The 23,024-nt window shown below is 72.3% G+C and carries 20 protein-coding genes; 6 read left to right on the top strand and 14 right to left on the bottom strand.

The genetic code is table 11. The features are described from left to right. Positions 1–53: 53 nt before the first annotated feature. From K7640_RS01785 to K7640_RS01775, 3 genes are all read right to left on the bottom strand, one after another. A complete protein-coding gene (locus K7640_RS01785) occupies positions 54–1,022 on the bottom strand; it encodes a helix-turn-helix domain-containing protein (protein ID WP_222952865.1) in 969 nt (322 codons plus the stop codon). A gap of 112 nt (positions 1,023–1,134) precedes the next feature. Beyond that, entirely contained in the window at positions 1,135–1,893 is a 759-nt protein-coding gene (locus K7640_RS01780) for a PP2C family protein-serine/threonine phosphatase (RefSeq protein WP_222952864.1), read from the bottom strand. After that, on the bottom strand, positions 1,890–2,834 hold the full coding sequence (locus K7640_RS01775; RefSeq protein WP_308042403.1) for an AfsR/SARP family transcriptional regulator: 945 nt from the start codon (positions 2,832–2,834) through the stop codon (positions 1,890–1,892). The genes K7640_RS01780 and K7640_RS01775 overlap by 4 nt, the downstream gene beginning before the upstream one ends. 217 nt (positions 2,835–3,051) lie before the next feature. On the opposite strand from K7640_RS01775, the gene K7640_RS01770 reads away from it, so the two are divergent. The 3 genes from K7640_RS01770 to K7640_RS01760 all read left to right on the top strand — a co-directional run bounded on the left by K7640_RS01770 (position 3,052) and on the right by K7640_RS01760 (position 7,216). Further along, positions 3,052–5,787: an AAA family ATPase gene (locus K7640_RS01770; RefSeq protein ID WP_222952862.1), complete on the top strand. Its 2,736-nt coding sequence runs from the start codon at positions 3,052–3,054 to the stop codon at positions 5,785–5,787. Between the two features lie 83 nt (positions 5,788–5,870). Beyond that, positions 5,871–6,335, top strand: coding sequence for a hypothetical protein (locus tag K7640_RS01765; protein ID WP_222952861.1), 465 nt, complete (start codon positions 5,871–5,873; stop codon positions 6,333–6,335). Beyond that, the gene (locus K7640_RS01760) at positions 6,332–7,216 is read left to right on the top strand and encodes a carotenoid biosynthesis protein (RefSeq protein WP_222952860.1); all 885 of its coding nucleotides are present in this window, start codon (positions 6,332–6,334) and stop codon (positions 7,214–7,216) included. Before K7640_RS01765 ends, K7640_RS01760 begins: the two co-directional genes overlap by 4 nt. A gap of 93 nt (positions 7,217–7,309) precedes the next feature. On the opposite strand, the gene K7640_RS01755 is transcribed toward K7640_RS01760, so the two are convergent. The 3 genes from K7640_RS01755 to K7640_RS01745 form a co-directional block, all read right to left on the bottom strand. Beyond that, positions 7,310–8,149: an NAD(P)-dependent oxidoreductase gene (locus tag K7640_RS01755; RefSeq protein ID WP_222952859.1), complete on the bottom strand. Its 840-nt coding sequence runs from the start codon at positions 8,147–8,149 to the stop codon at positions 7,310–7,312. A 22-nt stretch (positions 8,150–8,171) separates the two neighbouring features. After that, a complete protein-coding gene (locus tag K7640_RS01750; RefSeq protein ID WP_222952858.1) occupies positions 8,172–9,098 on the bottom strand; it encodes an SDR family NAD(P)-dependent oxidoreductase in 927 nt (308 codons plus the stop codon). A gap of 91 nt (positions 9,099–9,189) precedes the next feature. After that, positions 9,190–10,233 (bottom strand): DUF4331 family protein, encoded by a 1,044-nt coding sequence (locus K7640_RS01745; protein WP_222952857.1) that lies wholly within the window; start codon positions 10,231–10,233, stop codon positions 9,190–9,192. Positions 10,234–10,392: 159 nt separating this feature from the next. On the opposite strand from K7640_RS01745, the gene K7640_RS01740 reads away from it, so the two are divergent. Continuing rightward, positions 10,393–11,346: an alpha/beta hydrolase gene (locus tag K7640_RS01740; RefSeq protein ID WP_222952856.1), complete on the top strand. Its 954-nt coding sequence runs from the start codon at positions 10,393–10,395 to the stop codon at positions 11,344–11,346. Positions 11,347–11,446: 100 nt separating this feature from the next. Here the strand turns inward: K7640_RS01740 and K7640_RS01735 are convergent, their stop codons facing one another. Further along, positions 11,447–12,058: a sigma factor gene (locus K7640_RS01735; RefSeq protein ID WP_222952855.1), complete on the bottom strand. Its 612-nt coding sequence runs from the start codon at positions 12,056–12,058 to the stop codon at positions 11,447–11,449. A 94-nt stretch (positions 12,059–12,152) separates the two neighbouring features. Continuing rightward, entirely contained in the window at positions 12,153–13,484 is a 1,332-nt protein-coding gene (locus K7640_RS01730) for an NAD(P)/FAD-dependent oxidoreductase (RefSeq protein WP_222952854.1), read from the bottom strand. A 211-nt stretch (positions 13,485–13,695) separates the two neighbouring features. Between K7640_RS01730 and K7640_RS01725 the strand changes: the two genes are divergently transcribed. Then, the gene (locus K7640_RS01725) at positions 13,696–15,285 is read left to right on the top strand and encodes a hypothetical protein (protein WP_255607740.1); all 1,590 of its coding nucleotides are present in this window, start codon (positions 13,696–13,698) and stop codon (positions 15,283–15,285) included. A 13-nt stretch (positions 15,286–15,298) separates the two neighbouring features. Further along, positions 15,299–16,015 carry a gamma carbonic anhydrase family protein gene (locus tag K7640_RS01720; protein WP_222952853.1) on the top strand — a complete coding sequence of 239 codons (717 nt, stop codon included), beginning with the start codon at positions 15,299–15,301 and terminating at the stop codon, positions 16,013–16,015. A 12-nt stretch (positions 16,016–16,027) separates the two neighbouring features. Here K7640_RS01720 and K7640_RS01715 read toward each other — a convergent pair whose 3' ends face one another. The 6 genes from K7640_RS01715 to K7640_RS01690 all read right to left on the bottom strand — a co-directional run bounded on the left by K7640_RS01715 (position 16,028) and on the right by K7640_RS01690 (position 22,995). After that, complete coding sequence (locus tag K7640_RS01715; RefSeq protein ID WP_222952852.1) at positions 16,028–17,278, bottom strand: iron-containing alcohol dehydrogenase; 1,251 nt, start codon at positions 17,276–17,278, stop codon at positions 16,028–16,030. 138 nt (positions 17,279–17,416) lie between these two features. Then, the gene (locus K7640_RS01710) at positions 17,417–18,877 is read right to left on the bottom strand and encodes an NAD-dependent succinate-semialdehyde dehydrogenase (RefSeq protein WP_222953123.1); all 1,461 of its coding nucleotides are present in this window, start codon (positions 18,875–18,877) and stop codon (positions 17,417–17,419) included. A gap of 155 nt (positions 18,878–19,032) precedes the next feature. Further along, positions 19,033–20,109, bottom strand: a complete 1,077-nt coding sequence (locus tag K7640_RS01705; protein WP_222952851.1) for an ABC transporter ATP-binding protein — start codon at positions 20,107–20,109, stop codon at positions 19,033–19,035. Then, positions 20,109–21,176: an ABC transporter ATP-binding protein gene (locus K7640_RS01700; RefSeq protein WP_222952850.1), complete on the bottom strand. Its 1,068-nt coding sequence runs from the start codon at positions 21,174–21,176 to the stop codon at positions 20,109–20,111. The genes K7640_RS01705 and K7640_RS01700 overlap by 1 nt, the downstream gene beginning before the upstream one ends. After that, the gene (locus tag K7640_RS01695; RefSeq protein WP_222952849.1) at positions 21,176–22,087 is read right to left on the bottom strand and encodes a carbohydrate ABC transporter permease; all 912 of its coding nucleotides are present in this window, start codon (positions 22,085–22,087) and stop codon (positions 21,176–21,178) included. Before K7640_RS01695 ends, K7640_RS01700 begins: the two co-directional genes overlap by 1 nt. Next, positions 22,087–22,995, bottom strand: a complete 909-nt coding sequence (locus K7640_RS01690) for a sugar ABC transporter permease (protein WP_308042399.1) — start codon at positions 22,993–22,995, stop codon at positions 22,087–22,089. Before K7640_RS01690 ends, K7640_RS01695 begins: the two co-directional genes overlap by 1 nt. Between the last annotated feature and the right edge of the window lie 29 nt (positions 22,996–23,024).

The raw sequence follows: 23,024 nt of genomic DNA, 5'->3' as shown, positions 1-23,024 counted from the left end.
GGTGGGCATCCCGGCCGGCACGATCGTGCAGCCAGGGACAACATCGTGCAGTGTCAGCTGTGACCCTGGTCGCCGTCGGCGACCGCCCGCCAGCCGGTCGGGGTGATGCCGTAGGCCAGCCGGAATCGGCGGCTGAAGTGGGCGGGGTCGCGGAACCCCCACCGGTGGGCGATCGTGGCCACGGTGCGGTTCGCGGACGCCGGACTGGCCAGGTCGTTCTTGGCCTTTTCCAGCCGCTGCCCGATGATCCACTGTTCGATGCTGAAGCCGTCGCGGGCGCACACGGAGTAGAGGTGGCGTACCGAGACGTGCAGGGCCGCGGCTATCACGTCCGGGCCGAGGTCCTCGTCCGCGAGGTGCCGGGCGATGTAGGCCCGGACCTGGGCGAGCAACGCGGCGCCCTCGGCCGGCGACTGGCGGCCGCCGGCCGCGGAGAGCAGCAACGAGCGCGCCAGCTCGATCGCGGACCGTCCCATTCCGGCCGCGACCTGCGGGTCCAGCCGGTCCGGGACTCGGGTCAACGCCGTGACATGGGCGGTCATCAGCTCGTAGAGCGGGCTGCTGGGCAGGGCCGCGGCGGCCCGCCTGACCACGTCCATCGGCAGATCCAGCTCGTCGATGGGGATCTGCAGCGCGCAGCCGGCGTGCCGGTGAGGCTGGGTGAACCGGTAGGGCGCCGTGAGGTCGACGCAGCTGAGCGTGCCCACGGGCACTGTCCGGACGCGGTCGAACTGCTCGTGGCGGCCGGCGTTGCGGGTCGGGACGGCGAGCGAGATCATCGGCGTACATCCCATCCGAGTCTGCCGCGGGCTGCGCGCCAGTTCCATGCCGTGATTGATCTGCGTGCGCAGCGCCTGGACGCGGCCCAGCCGCCAGGTGGTGAGCCGGGCCGACAGCGGCACGCCCACCGCGGGCGGGTCCAGGACGACGCTGGACGGCACGGTCGCATCGACGATCACCGCCCGGAAGGCGTCGACGCGCTCGGCGACCGTGACTGATTCGGTGTCGAAGACGACTGCCACGGACCGTGCCCCTCCCCCCAGCGTTGACTCGCTCCGGCAATTGTCTCCTCAGCTCGGGCCGGCGTCCAACAGGTGGGGAGGTCACCGGCCGGTCCGGATCCTGCTCGACCGGTCAGGCCGTGCGCTGTGCCAGCAGCGCGCAGGCATCGTCGCGGGCGACGTCGAAGTCCAGTTGGTCGAGAATGTCGGCGGGGTCCTGATCCAGGCCCGCGATCCGGTCGGCCAGCAGGTCGATGCCGACGTCGAAGGTGCCCCGCTTGATCATGCCGTCGGTGTAGAGAAGCACCGACTGCCCGGCAAGCAGCTGGCGGGACTCCTGCCCGAACGGCGGCGTCCGGAACACCCCCAGCAGCGGGCCCTGCGGGGCGGGAAGGGGCACGGCCCGCCGACCGTCGGCGAGCAACAACGGTGGGTGCCCGGCGCCGGCCCACTCGATGCGGCCGGTGCTCGGCCGGTATACCGCGACGACCGCGGTCGCGGTGGCCTCGTCCCCGGAGCCGCACAGCAGGGTGTTGAGCCGGGACAGGATCGCCGCGGGCCGGTGCCCCTCGGCAGCGTAGGCCGCCATCGCGTAGCGCAACCCGATCATGACCTCGACGGCGCCGAGTCCGTGGCCGATGACGTCACCGACGGCCATCAGCAGGTCGCCGCCGGCCAACCGCTGGATCAGGTACCAGTCACCGCCGAGGCGCACTGTGGGGTCGGCGCCGCGATACCGTACGGCCACCCGCAGGCCGTCGATGCCGCCGAACACGCTGGTGGCGGGCTGGATGGCGTGTTGCAGCGCGTGGCTGATCCGCTGTTCACGGGCGAACCGACGCCGATAGGACAGCGGCCCGTGAGCGTCGACCGGTGACGCCGTCGTCGTCACCGCTGGTTCCCCGGCAGGTGCGGGGCGGACCCTTGATGCGCCGCGCGGCGTCCCCGGACGGCGGCCTTGTCCGCGCCCACCGCCCGGGTACGGCGATGACCGGCGAGCTCGGCCACGACCGTCGCGGGCCGGCGGTGGTTCACCGCGGCGAGGCGTGCCGTCGGCGGGTGCCCGCTCCGGTCGCCGGCGGCCGGCCCGAACCGCTGGTGCAGCACGCGCTGGTAGGCCCCGAGCAGCTCGCGGCTCGGGTCCATCCCGAGCTCGGCGCTGAGCCGTCGGCGGATCTCCTGGAAGCTCGCCAGCGCCTCGGCCTGGCGGCCGTCAGCAGCCAGCGCGAGCACCAGGCGGGCCCGTAACGCCTCGTCGAGCGGGTCCCGTTCGATCGCCTGGCGCAGCGCCGGGATCACCCACCGTACGTCGTCGGTGAGCAGGGCGACGTCGACGGCGTCCCGGACCGCCTCGGCGCGCTCGGCGTCGATCGCGGCGAAGGCGGGCTGGCGGCGCAGGTCCGGTTCCAAGCCCGCCGCGCAGGAACCGCGCCACAGCGCCAGCGCCCGGGCGTAGAGCGCGACCGCCGGGCCGGGCTCGTCTGCGCGCCTGGCCTCGGCCGTGAGGCGACGGAAGCGGAGCAGGTCGACGCCGTCCTCGTCGACCCGCAGCTGGTAACCGGCCGCCTGCCGGACGAGGTACGCCCCGACGGCCCGTACCGGCAGATCCGGTTCGATGATCCGCCGCAGCAGGCCGATGTGCCGATGGACGACATTGGCGGCGCTCGTGGGCGGATCCTGGTTCCAGATCGCGTCGACCAGCTCGGCGAGGCTGACCACCGATCCGTGGCGGGCCAGCAGCAGGGCGAGCACGAGTCGCTGCTGACGGCCGCCGAGATCGACTTCGACGTCACCGCGCCGGGCACCGACCGGGCCGAGGATGGTGAAACGCACAGCTGTCACACTCCTTTCAGTCCGAGAGCGGGGTGGGCGGCCCACCTGCGCTGCGGTGATCGACGCCGTCCCGTGCCCCACTACGAGACTGGCCGTCACCGTCCCCCACGTCATCAGTCGCGTGACTGCGTCGGGCGCGCGCGTGACTGAAAAGGCGAGGTGGAGGTCACTGCCGGTCCGCTCTGCGGGCGGCGGCGGCCCTTCGTAGAGTCGGCACGTGACCGACTTCCTGGCTGGCCGCGACGAGCAGATCGCGAGGCTGCACGCGCTGATCCGCGCCGGGGTGGCGGGCCGTGGCGGCGCGTTGCTCCTGCGGGGGCCGGCCGGCATCGGGAAGACGGTGCTGCTGGGTCGTGCCGTCGAGGCGGCGCGGGCAGCCGGTGCCCGCGTGCTGACCGGAGCGGGCGCGCCCACCGACTACGCGCTCGGCTACTCGATGCTCGGTCAGGTGCTCGATCCCGTGGCCTCCGAGGCCGCCCGGTCCGCCATCCTCGCGCCACTGCCGCGAGGGACCGGCAGCGCGGCGGCGCCGTACGCCGTCGCGCGGGCCACGCTGGAACTCATCACCGGCCTCGCCGAGCAGGCGCCGGTGGTGCTCGCGGTCGACGACCTGCATCACGCGGACCCGGCCTCCGCGGTCGTGCTGTCCTTCGTCGCCCGGCGGATCGCCTCGGATCCCGTCGTCCTCATCGGTGCCTACCGGGATGATTCGGAAAGTCCTCCGGCGTTCGCCACCGACATACCGACGATCTCGCTGCCGCCGCTGGATCCTTCGGCGGCGGACCGGATCCTGCGGGCGTACGCGCCGGACGTCAACGCCGCGGGACGGCAGCGCATCCTGCGGGAGGCCAGCGGAAACCCGCTCGCGCTGGCCGAACTGGCCCGGTTCCCCGACCGCCCGCCCTCGTCGGCGGCCCCCGACGAGGTGCCGCTCACCGAGCGGTTGACGCAGACGTTCGCCGCGCGGGCCGCGGCGCTGCCGGGAACGACCCGGCTGGCCCTCGTCGTGGCGGCGCTGGGGGACAGCGGCCTGGACGAGGTGCTGACCGCCGCCAGCGCGGTGGCGGGCCACCCGGTGGACCAGTCGGAGCTGGAACCCGCGGTGGCGGCCGGGATCATCGAGCCCCTCGATGCCAGACAACCGGTTCGATTCCGGCACCCCCTGATCCGCTCCGCGATCAGTCAGACCGCCGACCCGCGGGTACGCCGGTCGTCCCACCGCGCCCTCGCCACGCTGACGGTCGGCCGGCCGGAACGCCACGCCTGGCACCGGGCCGCGGCCACCGACGAGCCGGACGAACGGACCGCCGCGGATCTGGAGAACGCGGCCCACGCGGTGCGGGATCGGGGCAGTGGCAACGTCGCGCACCGGATGTTCCTGCGCGCCGCCGAGCTCACCGTCGAGCCGAACCGGCAGCAGCGGCGACTGCTCGCCGCGCTCATCGCCGCCGCCGACCTGGGCGACGCGCAGGAGGTGGACCGGCTCTTCCGGATCATCGAGCCGAGCCGGCTGGACGCCCCGTCCCGGCTGCTCCTCACGCTGTTGCGGGGGAGTTACGTCGAGGGCGGCTGGGGCACCGAGGGGCCGCTGTCGGTGATCGCCGAGACGGCCGCCGCGGTGTCCACCGACGCGGACGCCGACTACGCGCAGATCCTGGTCAGCATCGGCGAGGTCGCGACGCGCCTGTACTGGTCCGGCGACCTCAGCGACCCGCTGCGCACGGCGCTGGCGGACATCGTCGACCGGCTGCCGATGCCGGCGGACGACCCGCGACGACTGCATGCCGAGGCGATGTTGAAGCCGGTCGAGCGGGGGGCGTCGGTGCTCCGCCGCCTGCGCTGCGGTGACCTGTCCGACCTCGGCCCCGTCGGCCTGTATCAGGTCGGCCTCGCGGCTCAGGTCGCCGGTGACCTCTCCCGTTCGCTGCACCTGCAGGCGAGGGCGATCGCCGCCCTGCGTGACTCCGGGCAGCTGACCCTGCTGGTGAACGTGCTCACCTCGCAGAGCCTCGCGGCGTTGCTGCTCGGCGACGCCCGCCTGGCCGCGGCCTGCGCCGAAGAAGCGGCACGGCTGGCACCGGACACCGGCCAGCATCTGTCCGTGTCGGTGGGGCAGATACTGGGTGCCGCCGCCGCGGGACTGCGCGGCGATCTCGCCGCCGCCGAGGCGCTGGCCACCGAGGCGGAGCAGATCCTGCTGCCGCTGGACGCGGTCGAGGTGCTGGTCCTCGTGCGGCTCGCGCGCGGCATCACCGCGCTCGGTGCGAACCGTCCCGAGGAGGCGTACGAGCAGCTGCGGGGGATCTTCACGGCCGGCGCGCCCGGCTTCCACGGCCACTTCCGGCTCTTTCTCGTCGCGCACCTGGCCGAGGCCGCCGTCCGGGCGGGCCGGCCGGAGGAACTCGACGCCCTCGTCCGGCAGCTGGGCCCGGCGGCCGAGCGGTGGGGATCTCCCGCGCTGGCCGCGGGCCTGCGCTACGCCGCCGCCGTACGCGCCGACGACGAGCGGGCCGACGAGGCGTTCCAGCAGGCCCTCGGCGTGGACGAGCTCGGTGCGGCCAATCGGGCGCACCTGCAGTTGGCGTACGGACGGTCGCTGCGCCGGCGGCGCCGGCTGCCGGAGAGCCGGCGGCAGCTGCGGGCCGCCCTGTTGACCTATGACGCACTCGGTCTCAAGCCGTGGAGCGAACTGGCCCGTGCGCAGTTGCGGGCCTCCGGTGAACGTGTCGCCGCCCCCCGGTCCGACGGGGTCGACCGGCTCACCCCCCAGGAGTTGCAGATCGCCGCGCTCGCCGCCCAGGGCCTCACCAACCGTGACATCGCCCAGCGGTTGTACCTGTCGCCTCGAACGATCAGTTCGCACCTCTACCGCGTCTTTCCCAAGCTCGGGATCACCTCGCGCACCGAGTTGGCGCAGGTGCTGGGCGCCGCGGTCGCGCCGTTCAGTCGGTAGGCCGGCGGCGTCGGCGTCCGCCGGTCGGCTCGGCGGCCAGCCGCGCGGCATAACGGATTCGCGGGCGTGGGCGTCTTGACGGCATGACCCCTCCATCCTCCGGGACTTCCGTCCAGGCCAAGCGGACCTGGCTGCGCGGCGGGCTGTTCACGCTGGCCGGCCTGCAGACCATCGTCTCCGTCTGGCAGTACGCGTTCCCCCGCTCCTTCTACGACGACTTCCCGACCGTGGACCTCGATCCGCCCTACAACGAACACCTGGTCTCCGACGTCGGCGGCCTGGGCCTGGCGCTGGCCGCCGTGGTCTTCCTCGCCGCCCGGTCCCGCCAGCCCACGGCCGTCACGGCGGCGCTCACCGGCTACCTGATCTACGCGGCTGCGCACTTCCTCTATCACGTCACGCACTTCGCCCACTTCTCGCCCGAGGCCGCGCTGGGCGTCGGCACCGGCCTGGGAATCGAGGTCATCCTGGCGATCTCGCTGCTCTACCTCGCACGGCTGGTGCGGCACGAGGAGACCGGCGCGGTGAACGCTCGCGGGTCGGCATGAGGTCCCTCTGGTCGGCGATCACCTGGGTCCTGGCCGGTCTCGCGGCGGTGCTGGCGCTGGTGCTGCCGTTCGTCACCACCGGCAGAGCGGCCATTCTCCCGGTGCTGCTGCTGGCGGCACCGGTGGCGTTGATCGACGGAGTCCGACGGTACGGCTGGGTGGCGATGCTGTTCTTCCTCGTCGAGACGCTGGTGATCAGCAACTTCTTCGAGAACCTCAGCGTGCAGACCGGGTTCCCGTTCGGCCACTACCACTACACCGCGGGGCCGCAGCTGGTCCACGTACCGGTCTACATCGGACCGGTGTACGTCGGCCTCGGCTACCTCTGCTGGCGCCTGGCCGGGTTGATCCTCACCGGTGGCCGGCGCCGGACCGGCGACGTCGTCGCGGTGCCCGCCCTGGCCGCGGTGCTGATGACCGCGTTCGACCTGGGCAGTGACTCCACCGCGTCGACGGTCAACCACGTCTGGGAGTGGGAGAACGGCGGCGGTGTCTTCGGCGTGCCGTTCACCAACTATCTGGGCTGGTGGTTCGTCACCTGGTTGTTCTTCCAGGTCTTCGCGATCTACCAGGTGCGTCGCCGACCGAAGCCCCGCGCGGCGACACCGGCGGCGGCCCCGATCGTGTACCTGGCGCTGGCCCTCAACGCGGTGGCGCTCTTCCTGGTCGCCGACGGGGGCGCGGTCACGGATCCGTCCGGCGTGGTGTGGAGCAACCGCGCCCTGGCGGAGACGATGATGGTGATCAACCTGTTCGCCGTTTTGCCGTTCGGGCTGCTCGGTCTGCGCGCGGCGGTGGCGGAGCGAACCGCTCGGCCGGGCCGCGACGACGGTGCGACCGTGCGCGCACCGGCCGGCGCCGAGCGGCCGGTGACCGGCTGACCGACGCGGGCGGGACATCCCCACGATGGGATGTCCCGCCCGCGTCGGTGGAGGCCAGGCAGCGGCTGCCGCCCGGCCCGCACCGACCGATCGTCACCCGGTCACGCGGCGGACGAGGCGCGGCAGTGTCTCCGCGCCCGCGATCGCCCGCTCGGTGAGGGCGTCCACGTCGTCGCCGAGCCCGGCGACGGCCTTGCGGTAGATGTCCATGTCGATGAGCTGGAGCCGGCTGAGGTGTTCCGCGTTGTCCGCGGTGATCGCCCGGCCCAGCGACTCCAGGGCGACGCTGGACCCACTACCGGCCCGGATGGCCTCCACCAGGGCCGGAAGAGCGACTCCGAGACGCCCGGCGACCTCCAGCAACTCGGCGATGTTCTGCTGGTTGGCCATCAGCAGCGTGTTGTTGAGCAGCTTCCCGGTCTGGCCGGCGCCGGGCCCACCGAGGTGGGCGACCGTCGTCGCGAAGGACGCGAACAGGGGGCGGACGTAACGGACCACGTCGGCGTCCCCGCCGACCATCACGGTCAACCGCTTCTCGACCGCGCCGGCGTGCCCGCCGCTGACCGGCGCGTCGAGGACCTCGACCCGGTACGCCGACGCGATCTCGCTCAACTCGGCGGCAAACGCCGGCAGGCCGGTGCCGTGGTTGACGAGCACCGCGCCGGGTTCGAGGGACGCCAGCAGTCCTCCGGTGGTGGCGACCTCACGCACGTCCGGGTCGTCGCTGAGGCAGACCGCGACGATGTCACACACCGCCCCCAGCTCGGCGACGGTGTCGTGGCTGGTGAAGGGGACACCGGCGAGGGCGGCCAGCGACGCCTCGCGGCGGGCCCACGCGTGCAGCGGATAGCCGGCCTCGGCGACCGCACGGGCCATCGGCGCCCCCTGGTCTCCGAGGCCGATCCATCCGACCTCGGGTCGTAGCTCGGTCATGGGAATCCCTCCCGGAAGCACGTCAGGCCACGGCGGCGGTGGAGACCGACCACAGCCGCTCGGCGTTGTCCCGGTCGAGCGAGTACGGCGCCACGCTGGCCACGAGCTCACTCACGTCGGCGGGACGGTGGTCGGTGGGCACCGCCTCCTGGTTGTCGTTGAAGTAGCGACCGCCGACGCTGTCCAGCAGCGGCGAGGTGGCGAGCAGCACGGTCGTCGAGGCACCCTGCTCGGTGGTCTTGCGCAGCTCCGCCGGGGTGGCGAGGGTGCCACCGACGTGCCGCTGCAGCGAGGTCGCGATGGCGCCGGGGTTGAGGGAGTTGACGGTGATGCCGTCGTCGCGCCAGAGCGCGCTCGCCCAGACGGCGAACAGGTTGACCGCCGTCTTGGACTGCCCGTACGCCAGGATCGCGTCGTACGGGCGGAAGTGGAAGTTGATGTCGTCGAAGACGACCGGTGAGAACAGGTGGCCGGAGGAGCCGACGCTGACCACCCGGGCCCCACCGGCTGCGGCCAGGGCGCCGTGCAGCCTGGTGGTGAGCGCGAAGTGGCCCAGGTGGTTGGTGGCGAACTGGAACTCCCAGCCGCGCGGGTCGGGGGTGCGCGACGGCAGCGCCATGACGCCGGCGTTGTTGATCAGCAGATGCAGCGGGCCGTCCCAGCCGTCGGCGAAGGCGGCGATCGAGGAGTGGTCGGTCAACTCCAGGGGCCGCACGTCGACGCGGCCGTTGCCGGTGCTCGCGATGATCTCCTCGGCGACCGTGGCGCCGCGGTCCCGGTCGCGCACGGCCAGGGTGACGGCCGCGCCACGGCGGGCCAGGGTGCGGGCGGTCTCGACGCCGATGCCGGAGGCGCCGCCGGTGACGACGGCCCGCTTACCGGTCAGGTCGATGCCCTCGGACACCTCGTCGGCCGTCGACTTCGCGCCGAACGGTGTGCTGATGCGCATGGTTGTCTCCTGTCGGGTGGTGTCCATTCCCGGATCGGGGCTTCGTCGCCGCTTGGCCGCAGCCGTCCGCCGATCCGGACGCGGTGGTGTTTCAGCTGGGGCCGGGTCGTCCGCTGGGCGCGTCGGGCGCGGGGGTGACGTAGGGGAAACCGCCGACCGGCCGGCTCCCGAGGCCCGTGGTGACCGCCCGGTTCATGACGAGGGAGAACATCACCTCCGGCGCGTTGTCCCCGAGCCGCCGGCCGTTGAAACCGGTGAACCCGAAGATGGCGGGAGTGCCGATCCGGTAGGGCAGGCTGTCGGGAACGAGCCGCGAGACGACCTCCTCGGCGTACGCCTCCGGGCGTCGCGAGGTGCCCAGCCGCCGTACCGTCGCCGCGACCGCGCCCCGGATCGCGTTGCCGTAGTTGGCCTGGTCGTCGCCCGGATGCGTCTCGTTGGCGTGGCTGGCCGCCTCGCTCTCGGCGTCGCGGAAGATCGGCCAGATCATCGGTAGGCCCGCCCGCCCCACCTGATGCCATCCGCCGCTGTCGGTAGCCAGCACGGTGCGCGCCCACACCCGCACCAGCCGACCGGTGAACAGGTCGTGGTCCGTCTGCGGCACCCGCAGGACCAGGCTGTGCACCGTCGAGCCGGCGAACGTGTCGGTGGCCTGACCGGCCGCGAACGCGAGTGGATCCGCGTCCTCGGCGCGCTGGACCAGAGCGTCGACCGCGGCGAGCTGTCGCAGGTCGAGGAAGAACGGGTCGAGCGCGGGACCGGCCCATGCGCGCACGCCACTGTCGCCGGTGACCTCCTCACCCGTACGCCCGCCGGCGATCGGAACGCCGGTCGCCTGGTCGCTCCCGGCGGCGGCGCCGTCGAGCCGGACGATCTGATAGAGCTGACCGCCGCCGCCGCCGGCCGGTCCGAAGGTCCAGCGGAAGGCGAGGTTCTCCGTGGGTGCCCCGTCCAGGTGCACCTTGATCTCGTAGCGGCCCTCCGGGTGGAACCCGGGTGGCACGGCATCCCCGGCGAGCGAGGTCCGTACGTTCACCACGAACACCGTGGTCCCGGCGTCGTCGAAGACGTACTGGTCGGTGATGTTCAGCCGCGGGTCCTTGCGGGCGAGCGGCGAGTCGAGGTGATGCGACATGCGGCGATCCGTTCCGGGTGTGGGAATGGGGCGCACCGAGGACCCCGGGTGGCCGTGTTTCGTGACAACCGACCGGGACGCACTGGATCGACACTGGGACGGCACTGCCCGTCCCTAGCGTCGACGCTCAGTAGCCCATACCAAACTGGAGGATGTGTGATGGCTGAGATCGTGCTTGAGCCCGCGGCTCAGGAATTCGCGGAGGCGACGTCGAAGCCCCCGTTCCTGTACGAGTTGACCCCGGCCGAGGCGCGCAAGGTGCTCGACGACGTCCAGGCGGGTCCGGTGGACGCGCCCGCGGTGGACGACAGGTGGGTGACGGTGCCCGCCGACGTGGGCGACGTCCAGGTCCGGATCGTGCGGCCGCAGGGCCACACCGGCACCCTGCCCGTGGTGGTGTACGTGCACGGCGGTGGTTGGGTGCTCGGCAACGCCGGCACGCACGACCGCCTGGTGCGGGAGATCTCCACCGGCGTCTGCGCGGCGGTGGTGTTCGTGGAGTACACCCGGTCCCCGGAGGCGCACTACCCGGTGGCGATCGAGCAGATCTACGCGGCGGCGCGGTGGGTGACGCGGGAGGGCGCCGAGGAAGGGCTCGACGCCTCCCGGATGGCGATCGCCGGTGACTCGGTCGGCGGCAACATGACCGCCGCGGTCGCCATCCTGGCGAAGCAGCGGGGCGACGTGCGTTTCGTGCACCAGTCGATGTACTACCCGGTGACCGACGCGCGGCAGAACACCGAGTCGTACCGGCTGTTCGAGAACGGGCCGTTCCTGACGGCGAAGGGCATGGCGTGGTTCTGGGACAACTACGCCCCGGACCCGCAGGCCCGCTCGGAGATCACCGCCTCGCCGAACCTCGCCTCCCCGCAGGATCTGCGGGGCCTGCCCCCGGCCTACCTCTGTGTGGACGAGGCCGACGTGCTGCGTGACGAGGGCGAGGCGTACGCGGCCAAGCTGCGCGCCGCCGGCGTGCCCGTCACGACCGTTCGTTACGACGGCATCTGCCACGACTTCATGATGCTGAACCCGCTGAAGGACACCCAGGCGGCGAAGGGGGCGACGGCGCAGGCCATCGCCGTGCTGCGGCAGGCGCTCGGCACCGCGGCCTGAGTTCTCGACCGGTCACCCGAGGCGGCAGCGTGGCCGCCTCGGGTTCTGGTCGTGGACCGGCGGGTGGCGCGCCGATGGCCGCGGCGGGCGGAGGCGCCGCCTACCCGGCGAGGGCGACCAGCGCGGTCATGTCACCGGTCCGCGAGGCCAGCAGGAACGCGTTCAGCAACGGCGGTCCCTGGTCCGGCGTGCGGGGCGGCACGGTGCCTCCCCGTGCGGCCGCCAGGCGCGAGCGGGCCCGATGGGCGAGCTGCCGGGCGTACACGTCGGTGCGGTCGAGGGCGGCACCGATCTGCCGGTAGGGCCACCCGAACGCCTCCCGCAGGAGGTAGGCGACCTGCTCGAGCGGCGTCAGCACGCGCGCGAGCAGGGCGATGGCGGCGCGCACGTCGTCGGCGCGTTCGGCGAGGCCGGCGGGATCCTCGTCCGGTACCGGCAGGTTCTCCAGCCAGTCGCCCGCGGGCAGGGACGGCCGTCGCCGGGCCGAGCGGATCGCACTGATCGACAACCGGGACGTGGTGAGGGACAGGAAGGCCGGCGGGTTGTCCACGACGCGGCGATCGACCCGCTGCCACCGCAGCCACGCGTCCTGCACGATGTCCTCGGCGTCGGCGTGCCGTCCGGCGATGTGCTGCGCGATGGCCAGCAGCCGAGACCGCGCGGCGAGGAATTCGGTGAGACCGTCCGGCCGGACCGGTGTGTCGATGGGCATGTCGGGTCACCTTCCGTGGCGTGCGATCGGTGCATCCGACGCTAGGCAGCGGCAGTGCGCTGGCAGTGCCGTGCGAGTGTCGACCGCCCACGGCCTAAACGGGCTCGCCGGCTCTCGCCCGCTGCCGCAGGGCGGTGCGGGCGGCAACCTGTTGAGCGGTGATGACGGCCTCCGAGCGGGACCGGCCCAGGAAACTGAGCGCCCAGCGCAGCAGCACGGTCGACTTGTTGCGCAGGCCGTACAGGTACCAGACGTGCACGCCGTGCCAGATCAGCCAGCCGGTGACGCCGGCCAGCCGGACCCGGCCGAGGTCGGCGATCGCGAAGAAGCGGGACACCGCGGCCAGGTTGCCCTTGTCGTAGTAGGAGAACGACGTCCCGGCCCGCGCACCGGTCAGGCGGTGGGCGATCCGGCGTCCCGCGTACCGGCCGCCCTGGATGGCGACCTGGGCGACGCCGGGCAGGTGGTCCAGGCTCATGGCCTCACCCAGCACGAAGATCTCGGGGTGCCCGGGCACCGTGAGGTCCGGCTCGACGAGGATCCGACCGACCCGGTCGGTCGGGGCGCCGGTGGCCGCGGCGAGGCGCGCGGCCAGACCGGTCCCGGACACCCCGGCGGCCCAGATCTTGGTCATGGCGTCCAGCGACCGGATACCGTCCGCCGTCTCGTACGTGACGCCGAGCGCGTCGAGGCCGACCACCCGGGCGCCCAGGCGGACATCGACTCCGATCGCGCGCAAACGGCGTTCGGCCTTGGCCGACAGCCGCGGGTCGAACGTCGGCAGGACGCGGTCGACGGCGTCGAGCAGCACGATCCGGGCCTGCCGGGGGTCGATGCGACGGTACTGGCCCGGCAGGGCGCGGTGGGCGATCTCGGCGATCTGCCCGGCCATCTCCACGCCGGTGGGCCCGCCGCCCACCACCGCGAAGGTGAGCCAGTGTGCCCGCTCGGCGGAGTTGCTGGCGAGCTCGGCCATCTCGAAGGCGCCGAAGACCCGGCCGCGAATCTCCAGCGCGTCGTCGATGCTTTTCAGGCCGGGCGCGTACGGGGCGAATTCGTCATGACCGAAGTACGACTGGCTCGCCCCCGCGGCGACGATCAGCGTGTCGTACGGCAGCTCGTAGACCGAGGTGCCGTTGCCGGCCCGTACCGCGACGGTCCGGGCCAGCGGGTCGACGTCGGTCACGGTGCCGAGGACGAACTCGCAGTTGCGCTGGCGCCTGACCGCCTCCCGCACGGACACCGCCACCTCGCCAGGGGAGAGGATGCCCGCCGCCACCTGATAGATCAGCGGCTCGAAGATGTGGTGGTTGGTGCTGTTGATCAAAGTGACGTCGACCGGAGCCCGCTTCAACGCCCGAGCGGCGTACAGTCCGCCGAACCCGGCGCCGACGACCACGACCCGGTGCCGTGCCTGCTGTTTCATCGTGATACTCCCGTCGTCCTCCGCCGGTGGCCGGTGCCGGCCACCACGCCCCCTGGTGGCGCTGGCGCCGACGCAAACGTGACGCCCCGGGGAGGGCTGAGCCTGCGCGACCACGCCGACGGCCGCGGGCGGCGGCGCAGCCGCACTCCGCAGCGACCGCCGCCGGGGAAATGGGTTCGGTCGGGTTCGTCGGCTGCGGCAGGATGTCGGGATGATCTGGGGAAGACGGAACGGCCGGGTTCTCCCGTCACCGGCGGTGGGGGAGAACGGGCTGCTCGGCGAGGTGCGAATCGCCGTCGACGAGGCTCGGATCGGCCGGTGGGAGGCGCTGAACCGTCTTGTCGACGTGCTGCTCGAGGTCGACTCGGCCGGCGACGAGGTGCTGGGTCGGGCGGCGTTGGCACTGGTGACCGGGGTTCCCGGCCTGGTCGTCCGGCTGGACGAGCACGCGCGGTCGGCGCCGTGGCACGGCCCGTACCAGGAACCGGTGTCGGGGCGGGTGGCGGAGCGCTTCGCGGGCATGTCGCCGGGGCCGGTGGTGACGGTGCTGGCGAGCATGCACGGCGACGGGCGGATCCGGCAGCGCGCGGTCGCCGCCGTGGTCGACCGTCCGTACGCGCAGGCGATGCCGTTCCTGGTGTTGCGCACCGCCGACTGGGTCGGTGCCGTGCGGAACCGGGCCAGAGCCGGGCTGGCGGTGCTGCTCGCCGATGACGCCGCCGGCTACCTGCCGGCGGTCCTGCCGATGGCCTTGCGGCTTGCGGCACGACGGCGGGCCGGTTTCGTGGTCAGCCAGGTCCAGGCCGCGGTGTTGCGCGCGGGGGAGCAGGCGTGGCGCGGCCTGCTCGATGCCGGTGGCCGCCGGGAGCGCCGGTTCGTCGTCGACATCGTGTTGGCGCAGGCCCGGCCGCGCCTGCCCGACCTGGTGACCTTCGCCGAGTCCGATCCGGACGTGTGGGTACGGGCCCGGGCGGCGGAGGCGGCGTGCCGTGAGGCGCTCTGGACCCGGCGGCACGACGTCCTGCAGCGCCTGGCCCGGTCTGCTCGACCGGAGGTGCGGGTGCTGGCGTTGACCGCGCTGATGCGGGCCGGCCGGGACGCCGACGTCGCCGGCCAGCTGGATGACGATGCGCCGTTGGTGCGGGCGGCGGCCCGGGACGCGGCGCGCCGCGTCGGTGTCGACGTACGGGAGCATTACCGCAGCGCCGTTGCCGCCGGCACGCCGGCCCTGGGGGCGGTCGCCGGGCTCGCCGAAACCGGCTCGGCCGCCGACGCCCCACTGCTGCGGCCGCTGCTCGGTCACGGGCAGGCCCGGGTACGCGCCCAGGCGGTGCGCGGTCTACGGCTGCTCGATGCCGTCGTGCCCGGCGAAGTGGCGGCGTTGGTACGCGATCCGTCGCCGGCCGTGGTGCGGGAGGCGACCCTTGCGCTGCGCCCGGTGGTCGGCGCCCTGCCCCCGGGGCTGCCGTGGGCGCTGCTCGCCGACGATCGGGTGGAGGTACGCCGGGCGGGCTACCGGCTGCTGCGCGGCCGTGGCGTCGGCGTCGAACTGCGTGCGGCCCTGATCCTGGCCGTCGACCCGGACCCTCGGCTGGCCGAACGGGGCAGGGCCGATGCCACCCGTATCACCCGTGACGCGACGAGACCTTCCTGGCGTCACGCACCTCAGCCGCAGCTCCGCAGCACCATCGCGGAGCACGAGCAGCTGGTGGCGTCGGCGACCCGCGCCGCGGCGGCGCTCGGCGAGCAGACCAGCCAGCACCTCACCCGGTGGTTGGCGAGCAGCCACCCAGGGACCTAGCCCCAGGCCACGGGTGTCACAGGTCTCGACGAACGCGACGTCTGATATCCGCCAGCATGCTCGTGGTCGGTCGGGCGAGAATCCGCTCATGACCGCTGGGACGAAGGGAATCCGCATCCGGCATCGCGGTCGTGAACCGCAGGTCCATCCCACCGCCTACGTCGCCCCGACGGCCACGCTGGTCGGTGACGTCCGCGTGGGGCCGAGGGCGCGGGTGATGTACGGCGCGGTGCTCGACGCCGAGGGGTCCCGGATCGAGGTCGGCGAGGCGGCGGTGATCTGCGAGAACGCGGTGTTGCGCGGGTCTGCGGCCGCCGGCGATCAGCCGGTGCTTGTCGACGACCATGTCTTCGTGGGGCCGCATGCCACGCTGCTGGGTTGCGAGGTCGGCAGGTGCGGCTACGTGGCGACCGCGGCGACGGTGCTGCAGTGCGCGCGGTTGGGGGCCGGTTCGGTTGTCGCTGTCGGCGCGCTCGTCCATGCGGGCACCGTCCTGCCGGACGAGTACTTCGTGCCGCCGTACACCGTGGCGCTCGACGCGCCGGTGCGGCTGCTGGCCCCGGGCGAGCCGGGCTTGGCCGAGGCCATCGGCCGGGTGGGCTTCGCGCAGGTGGCGTTCGGTGTCGACGCGGAGTGGACCGACCGGATCAGCCGGTACGAGCGCATCGCGGAGGTGCGCGTCGCCGAGTTCGGCGCGCACGCGGACGACGAGGTTCTGCATCCCGGCTAGCGCCGCATCGGCTCAGGTGAAGGGCCGGTCACTTCCGCTCGGAGTCGGGACGGGTCGGGTCCGGTCCCCGGTCCAGGCCGCGTCGAGGATCGCGGTCAGGCTGGCGGTGTCGGTCGGGCCCGGATGGTTCTGGATCAGACGGGTGACGCCGCTGGCCATCTCCGCGAAGCGCGGGAGGTCGGCGCGTGCCACGCCGATGTCCGCCAGGGTGGGCGGGATGCCGATGTCGGCGAGGAGCCCGTCGAGCCAGGTGAGGAACGTGTCCGCGGCCTCGGCGTCCGAGGCGTCGGCCACGTCGAGCCCGCACACCCGGGCGAGGACGGCCAACCGGTCGCCGATGGCGTCCCTGGCCGCGTCCAGCGCGTAGGGCAGTAGCAGCCCGACGCCCAGGCCGTGCGGCGTGTGCGTGGCGGCGCCGATGGGGTACTGGAGAGCGTGCGGGGCCGCGTTGCCCGCGTGGGAGAAGGCGAGCCCGGCGAGCATGGACCCGTAGGACATGTCCGCGCGCGCGTCCGTGTCGCCGCCGTCCCGGACCGCACGACGCAGGCTGCGGGCGATCCGCTCCGCGGCCAGGAGCGCGTAGTGGTCGGTGATCGGGTTGCGGCCGAGGAAGACCTGCTCCACCGGGTCGCGCGGTCCGTGGGCCCGGGGTCGTGCGGTGTAGCTCTCCACCGCGTGACAGAACGCGTCGATGCCGGAGTGGGCGGTGACGGTCGCCGGGCAGGTGTAGGTGAGTTCGGGGTCGACGATGGCGAAGTCGGGCACGATGTGGACGCTGGAAACCCCCACCTTCAATTCGCGGTCCGGGTCGGTCAAGACCGAGACGGGGGTGAGCTCGGAGCCGGTGCCGGACGTCGTCGGGACCGCGACGAGAGGAATGGTCGGCCCCGGCACCTTCGACTCGCCGTAGAAGTCGCGCGGCGTCCCACCGTGGCGCCGGATCACGCCGACGATTTTGGCGAGGTCGATCACCGTGCCACCGCCGATGGCGAGGATCACGTCGGCGTCCACCTCGGCGGCGACCGCGACGGCCAGGGCGACATCGGCCAGTGGCACGTCCGGAGTCGCGTCGGAGAACACCTCGACGACCTCGACCTTCTCCCGCACGGCGGCCACGATCTCGGCCACGCCCGGCTGCCCCAGCAGAACCTGGTCGGTCACGACGAGGACTCGCGAGCCACTCTCGGCCACCACCCGTGGGATGTTCTGCGCGACCCCTTCGCCCACTATCAGCTGGCGCGGTCCGCGGACGGTCTCAAGCATGTCGGTGCCTCTCCGGAACGTCGGCGGCGGTGTGCTGGGCGGACGTCCAGGTCTCCGGCGAGACCGGGACGGCGTCGGCGAGGGTGGGCGCCCGGGTGGCGCGGGCGCGCGCACCGGGCGCCCGGCGTGGCAGGCCGGTCACGGTAGGTCGATCGCCGCGTAGGTGAGGTCGAGGTACTCGAGGATGCCCTCGTGCGACCCCTCCCGGCCGATCCCGGACTGCTTCACGCCGCCGAACGGGGCTGACGGGTCCGAGATCAGACCACGGTTGATGCCGAGCATCCCCGTTTCCAGCCCCTCGGCGAACCGGAGCGCCCGCTGGAGGTCACGGGTGAAGACGTATCCGACCAGGCCGTGCTCGGTGTCGTTGGCCTTCGCCAACACCTCGTCGTCGGACGTGAACGAGATGATCGGCGCCACCGGGCCGAAGATCTCCGCCCGCAGCATCCGCGCATCGTCGGGCACGTCGACGAGGACGGTAGGGGGGTAGAAGTGGCCCGGCCCAGCCGGACGCTCGCCGCCCACCAGGACCCGGGCACCGCGGTCGACCGCGTCGGCGACCAGCTCGTCGATCTTGGCGACCGAGGGTTCGTCGATCAACGCCCCGACGTCCACGCCGTCGTCGAGGCCATGGCCCACCGACAGCGCGCCCATCCGCTCGGCGAAGCGCGCCGTGAACTCCTCGCGCACCGGCTCCTCGACGTAGATCCGGTTGGCCGCGATGCAGGACTCCCCGATGTTGCGCATCTTGGCCACCATGGCGCCGTCGAGCGCGACGTCCAGGTCGGCGTCGGCACACACGATCAAGGCCGCGTTGCCGCCCAGTTCCATCGAGGTACGCAGGACGTTGTCCGCGGCCTGGCGCAGCAGCACGCGCCCGACCTCGGTCGACCCGGTGAACGAGAGCTTGCGGGTCCGACTGTCGGCCAGCAGTGCGGAGACCACCTTGCCGGCGCGCTTGGTGGTCACCACGTTGACGACGCCCGGTGGAACACCGACCTCCTCCATGATGCGGGCCAGGAGCAGCATGGTCAGTGGCGTCTGGGCTGCTGGCTTGGTGATCGTCGTGCAGCCCGCGGCCAGCGCGGGAGCGATCTTGCGGGCACCCATGGCCAGCGGAAAGTTCCAGGGCGTCACGAAGACGCACGGTCCGACCGGCTTCGGCACGGTGAGGATCCGATAGCCACCTGCGGGAGCGGTGCCGTAGCGCCCCTCGACGCGCACCGCCTCCTCGGCGAACCATCGGAAGAACTCGGCGCCGTAGGCCACCTCGGCCCGAGCCTCGGCGAGCGGCTTGCCCATCTCGAGCGTTATCAGCCGGGCGACCTCCTCGGACCGCTCGGTCAGGGCCCGGTACGTCGCGGTCAGCAACTCCGACCGTTTCCGCGGCGGGGTCGCCGCCCACTGCGCCATCGCCCTGCTCGCCACGTCCAGCGCGGCCAGCCCGTCGACGACGTCGGCGTCCGCCACCTCGGCGATGGTCTTGCCGGTGGCCGGGTCCTCGACGGCGAAGGTGGCGCCGCTCGCGGCGTCGCGCCAGGCGTCGCCGATCCGGAGCCGGCGGTGCTCGGGGGCCAGGACGTTCGTCGGGTCACTCATCGCGTCGCCTCCGGTGATCTTCTTGGTGATGTGCAGGGCGACGCCTCGCGCCACCGATCGCGTTCTCGGGCCACGGCCGTCGCAGCGTCGGCAGGCCGTGCTCACCGGTCCGCCGAGGCTTGATCGCCCCGTGCTGCCGTCGCCGCCCGGCGCGGTTACCGCCCGGCCTCGGACAGTGACAGCCCGGTGTCCGCGTCGAACACGTGCGCACGGTCCAGGTCGACCGTGACGTGCAGCCGCTCGCCCGGCGTACCGGTGACGGTGGGTCGGGCCTTGACCTTGAGGATCTCCGTTCCCACGCGGACGTCGACCACCGTTCGGTCACCGAGCGGCTCAAGCCCGTAGAGCTCGCCCGACAACGACGCGTCCCCCCGCTGCTCGACGGACAGGTCCTCCGCGCGCAGGCCCAGCAGCAGCGCACGTCCGTCCTCAGCCGTGGTCCAGCGGGGTCGCGGCAGCGTCCACCCGTCCGCACCGACCAGCCGGTCTCCCTCGGCGTGGCAGGCGAGCAGGCTGATCGGCGGGCTCCCGACGAATCCCGCGACCCACTGGTTGGCGGGACGCTCGTACACCTCGGTCGGCGTTCCGACCTGTTGCACCTTCCCCTCCTTGAGGACCGCGACCTGGTCGGCCATGGACAGGGCCTCGACCTGGTCGTTCGTCACGTAGACGAAGGTCGCGCCGAGGCTGCGGTGGATGCGGGTGAGCTCGGTACGCATCTCGACGCGGAGCTTGAGGTCGAGGTTCGTCAGCGGCTCGTCCATGAGAAACGCGCGCGGGCTACGGACCAGCGCCCGGGCCAGGGCGACCCGCTGCATCTCACCGCCGGACAACTGCGCGGGACGACGCTGCAGCAGACGTTCGATGTGCAGCAGGCTCGACATCCGCTCGACGGCAGCGGCGATCTCGCTCGACGAACAGCGACGTGCCCGCAGCGGCGAGGCGATGTTCTCGTACGCGGTGTGTCGCGGGTAGAGGGCGTAGTTCTGGAAGACCATGGCCAGGTCGCGCGCGGCCGGGGTGTCACCGGTCGCGTCCCGCCCGTCCAGGTGCACCGACCCGGCGTCGAGCTTCTCCAGGCCGGCGATCGCGCGCAGGGTCGTCGTCTTGCCCGCCCCGGAGGGCCCGAGCACGACGAAGAACGAGCCGTCCGGCACGTCCAGTGTCACCCCGTCCAGGGCCTGGACCTTGCCGAAGGACTTGCGAAGCCCCTGCACTGCCACGGTTCCCATCAGGCCACCAGTTCTTCCGTGCGCACGTCGTACACTGCCGGGGTCCCGCCGGTGTGCCGCAGCCCGACCGGTGCGTCAGCGGCGAAGCGGACAGTCGGTGGCATCCGCACCCGTACGTCGCGTTGGCCGCTGTGGTCGACCACGTAGATGATCTCGTCGCCCAGCCACTCCGCCGAGACGACGCGGGCCGGGACCGACCGTTCCGCCCCTGGTGCGGTGACTTCCAGCGCCTCCGGCCGGACGCCTGCGACCAGGCGCCGGTCGCGCGGCAGGCCGGGCGGTGGCGTGAGGACCAGTCCGCCCTGACCGCGCAGCTTCCCGTCGGCCACCTCCACCTCGATTAGGTTCATCGGCGGGGAGCCGATGAACGCAGCGCAGAAGAGACTCGCCGGCCGGTCGTAGACCTCCAGGGGCGTGCCGATCTGCTCGACGCGGCCCTTGTTGAGGATGGCGATCCGGTGACCGAGCGACATCGCCTCGACCTGGTCGTGGGTGACGTAGACCATCGTCGCCCCCAGTTCCCCCTGCAGGTGCTTGATCTCCGTGCGCATGTCCGCCCGCAGCTCCGCGTCGAGGTTGGTGAGCGGCTCGTCCATGAGGAATGCGCGCGGTCGTCGCACCAGGGCGCGGGCGAGCGCGACGCGCTGCTGCTCCCCGCCGGACAGCTGGCGCGGTCGCCGGTCCAGGAGCGGATCGAGCCGCATCAGCCGGGCGGCCTCGGCGACCCGCTCGTGCACCTCCGACTTGGGCAGTCCCTCGGCCCGCAGCGGGAACGCCAGGTTGTCGCGGGTTCGCAGATGCGGGTAGAGGGCGTAGAACTGGAACACCATGGCGATGTCGCGCTCGGCGGGCGGCAGGTCGTTGACCAGCGTGTCGCCGATGCGGATGTCGCCCGTCGTCTGCCTCTCCAGGCCGGCTATGGCCCGCAGCGTGGTCGTCTTGCCGCAACCCGAAGGGCCGAGCATCACGAACAGCTCGCCGTCGTCGATGGACAGGTCCACGTGATCGACCGCGACCGTCCCGTCCGGGTAGCGCTTGTGCAGGGCGCTCACCTCGATGCCGGCCATCAGCGTCGCACCGCCCCGAGGGTCACGCCGGCGACGAGGTGCCTGCGCACCAGGTAGGCGAAGACGAGCACCGGCAGGGCGAACACCACGGAGGCGGCGGCCACGAGACCCCAGTCCACGGTGGTGCCACCGATGAGACCGGCGATGGCGGGTGGGGCCGTCCGCACGCTGTCGCTGGAGGTGAGGAAGATGGCGAACACGAACTCGTTCCACGAGAAGATGAGTGCGAAGACCGCCGTCGCGGCGATGCCGGGCACGAGCAGCGGCAGGGTGAACTTCCGGAACGCCTGCAGCCGGGTGTAGCCGTCGAGCATGGCGGCGTCCTCGTACTCCGCGGGCACCTCGTCGACGAAGCCCTTCATCATCCAGATCGTGAACGGGACGTTGTACGCGGCGTAGATGAGGATCAGGCCGAGCTTGCTGTCGATGAGTCCGACCTGGCGGTACATGAGGAAGATCGGGATCACGACCACCACGGGCGGCATGAAGCGGGTGGACAGGATGAAGAACAGCTGGTCCTTCTTGGCCTTCAGGGCGAAGCGCGAGTAGGCCCAGGCCGCCGGGACGCCCAGCACGGTGGCGAGCACGGTGGAGGCCCCGGCGACCAGGACGGAGTTGAGGAACGCGACGGACAGGGCCGAGCGACCGCCGTCGGGGGCGACGAACACGTCCTTGAAGTGGTCCATGGTGACCGTGAAGCCGAAGAACTCGGCCGGGATGGCGTAGACGTCCCGGTTCTCCTTGATGGATGTCTCGATCATCCACAGCACCGGAAAGAGCATCACGACGGCCAGCACGGTCAGCAGCGCGACCTCCAGCACGGAGCGGCCCCGGCCGCCCGGGCGGCGCGCGGCCGGCGGGCGACCCCGGGCAGGGCCCGCGGACACGGCCTCGTCGACGGAGACGGCCATCAGCCCTCCTTGAGCTTGTTCAAATAGCGCAGGTAGAGCTGCGTGAGGACGATGACGACGAGGACCATGAGGATTCCGTACGCCGAGGCGGTGCCGGTGTTGAAGCCCAGGAACGCGACCTTGTAGACGTGGAACGACAACGTCTCGGTGGAGACGCCCGGCCCTCCGCTGGTGAGGATGTAGACGAGGTCGAACAGCCGGAAGGCCTCGATGGCCCGGAACAACACGGCGATGAGCAGCAGCGGCCACACCAGCGGAAGCGTGATGGTGCGGAACCGGAACCACTCGGACGCCCGGTCGATCGAGGCGGCCTCGTACAGGTACTTGGGCACCGCGGTGAGGCCCGCGAGCGCGATGAGCATGATGAACGGCGTCCACTGCCAGGTGTCGACCACGATCAGGGAGACCAGTGCGGTGCGCTGCCGGGTGAGCCACTCCACCTGGCCCAGGCCGAGCGAGCCGAGCATGCTGTTGATCACGCCGAACTGCGCGTCGAGCATGAATCGCCAGAACAGCCCGACCACCACCGGCGACAGCATCATCGGGACCAGGAACAGGGTGGTCAGCAGCCCTCGCCCGTGCGTACGCCGGGAGATCAGGTAGGCGATGGCGAAACCGAGCACGGTCTGCAGGGTGACCGCGCCGACCACGTAGATCAACGTCGTCAGGGCCCGCTGGTGGACCTGCGCCGACGTCAGGATGGCGGTGTAGTTCCCGAACCCGACGAAATGGGCGGCCCCGCCGCGGGTGGCCGAGTAGTCGGTGAAGGACAGGTACAACGCCCACAGCAACGGGAACACCGACATGGCGAGCAACAGCAGCAGCGCGGGGGAGGTGAAGGCCACGGCGAGCCCGCGGTCGCTCAGCCGGCGGGACCGACCCGGTGCGGGTGGCGTCGCGGACGCCACCCGCCCGGGATCGGTCGTCAGAGGGACGG

Origin of the sequence: Micromonospora sp. PLK6-60, from assembly GCF_019890675.1 — a bacterium.
Taxonomy (GTDB): Bacteria; Actinomycetota; Actinomycetes; order Mycobacteriales; family Micromonosporaceae; genus Micromonospora.
The sequence above is the reverse complement of the archived record's forward strand: the minus strand, read 5'-3'. Positions and strand labels throughout refer to the sequence as shown.